We start from the raw sequence: 1,816 nt of genomic DNA, 5'->3' as shown, positions 1-1,816 counted from the left end.
ATGTCCTGCGGTACCCGGACTCGCGTGGCGTCCGGGCGATCCTGATGGCGCCTCAACTCCTCCGTTCTTCCCTCTGGTGATCAACTGCTTACCTGCGGGAACTGCGGTACTGCTGTTACTGCGAACTGCGGGTACTGCTCAACTCGTACTGCTGTTTACCGCGAACCGCTCGGTGACCTGGCCGAGCGTCACCATTTCGGCAGCCGGCCCCGTCGCCCATCGTGCGTCTGCTCCGGCTTGGAACCCCACTGCCGAACCTCCCGATGCGCGCGCCCGCAGCCGACGCCTTCACCGAGGTACCGCTCACTCGACTTCACTGCTGGGTACTGCCACTGCGATACAACCGGTCCTGCCGATGGCAGCCCCTGATAACTGCGGGCCACCCGGTCCGGTCGTCAGTCCCGTCGCCGTCCTGCAACCTGTGGCTTCGACACTCCACGACCGCACCGTCCTGCGCACTGCTGGTACTGCAGGTACTGCTGCCGGGCAGTTCATCTCTGCCGGGCCCTGCTGATCTCGGCTACGTGAGAAACCATAACCACACCGAAAGCAAATGTCTACTCCGGCCAGTACAGATTTCCGTCCGCTCGCCGGTGAGGTAATCGAGCGCTGCCAGGTAGGCGGTCGCACGTCTTCACGCGGCGGCATCACGGCGGGCTCGCCGCCACGCCGGGGCCGCTCAGGCGGCCGCCCGCAGATGCTGACCGAGTTGCGCTTGGCCGAAGAGGAGGGCGTAACCGTCGGGGAGTTGTTGGAGGATGCGGGCGAGGAGTTCGGGGCCGGCCAGGGCGGCGACGGGGGCGAGGACGGCGCCGGTGTCCCAGCGCGCGACAGCTGGGCTGACGCCGTTGCGGGCCGCGAGGTCCTTGACGAAGCCCCAGCCCGTGAGCCGTTCGGTGGCGGGGACAGCGCCGGTCAACGCGAGGGCGGCTTCGGCCGGCAGGCGGCGGGCGAGGTCGACACGCTCGTCGTTGGTCATCTGCGAGCCGAGTGCGCTCAGGACGGCGCGGACGGCTCCCTCGGCGCGTTCGCGGGTGGGGTAGGCGCCCTCGTAGCGGACGCGTTCCAGCATCTGGTCATACGTCATGCCCGTGGGAAACCGCTCGGTTCGGGTCTGGTCGTGCATGACGGGGTCGGCCTTTCTGCGCAGGTCACGGTTGATCGACATCGGGATGGATCAGGTGGGTGGGGGTGGCCGAAGAGGAGGTCGTAGCCGGGCGGGAGCTGGAGCAGAATCTCGTGGGTGAGGTCGTCGCCCGCGGCGGCGGCGACGGTGGACAGGACGGCGCCGATGTCCCACAGGGCCGTGGTCTCGGTCGCGCCTTCGATCCAGGCGGCGGTCGCGCGGACGAAACGCTCGGGCGAGAGCGGTTCGGCGGCCTGCAAAGGGTTGAGGAGGATCAGGGCGTACGTTTCGGGCAGCCGGGCCGCGAGCTCCGCCCGCACGGTGCCGATCAGATGGGCGCCCAGCAGGCCCAGGACGACGCGGGCCACCCGCTCGGCGTCCTCACGCGTCGTGTACTGACCGCGTTCCTGGACGTGGGCCAGAAACGATTCCCGACGCATCACCATCACGTCACCCCCAAGGGGAAAGGACGGAAAAGGCAGAGAGAAAGAGGGGACGGCGGGGACCAGGGTGCCCGCTGGAAGGGGCGAGAACCCCTGATCCACCGCCGCCGTGGCTGGTTCAGCCGGAGATCTGCTTGCGGCCGGAGCCGCTGATGCTGATCTTGCGGGGCTTGGCGCGTTCGGCGATCGGGATGCGCAGGGTCAGGACACCCGCGTCGTAGTCGGCCTCGATGCGTTCGGTGTCGAG

The 1,816-nt window shown here is 68.4% G+C and carries 2 protein-coding genes and 1 pseudogene; all 3 read right to left on the bottom strand.

The window, feature by feature from the left end:
* Positions 1-679: 679 nt before the first annotated feature.
* Complete coding sequence (locus tag NOD94_RS40965) at positions 680-1,126, bottom strand: DUF2267 domain-containing protein (RefSeq protein WP_281211327.1); 447 nt, start codon at positions 1,124-1,126, stop codon at positions 680-682.
* A gap of 62 nt (positions 1,127-1,188) precedes the next feature.
* Positions 1,189-1,572, bottom strand: a pseudogene (locus tag NOD94_RS40960) (DUF2267 domain-containing protein); the annotation flags it as partial.
* 115 nt (positions 1,573-1,687) lie between these two features.
* The coding region (locus tag NOD94_RS40955; RefSeq protein ID WP_348652383.1) for an Hsp20 family protein at positions 1,688-1,816 on the bottom strand (129 nt) is incomplete at its 5' end.

Source organism: Streptomyces sp. Isolate_45 (genome assembly GCF_024721315.2).
Taxonomy (GTDB): Bacteria; Actinomycetota; Actinomycetes; order Streptomycetales; family Streptomycetaceae; genus Streptomyces.
This window is presented reverse-complemented; position numbering and strand designations above follow the sequence as displayed.

Bases quoted from the DNA above. Each gene is read 5' to 3' on its own strand.
- NOD94_RS40965 (WP_281211327.1), bottom strand. From the start codon at position 1,126: ATGCACGACCAGACCCGAACCGAGCGGTTTCCCACGGGCATGACGTAT.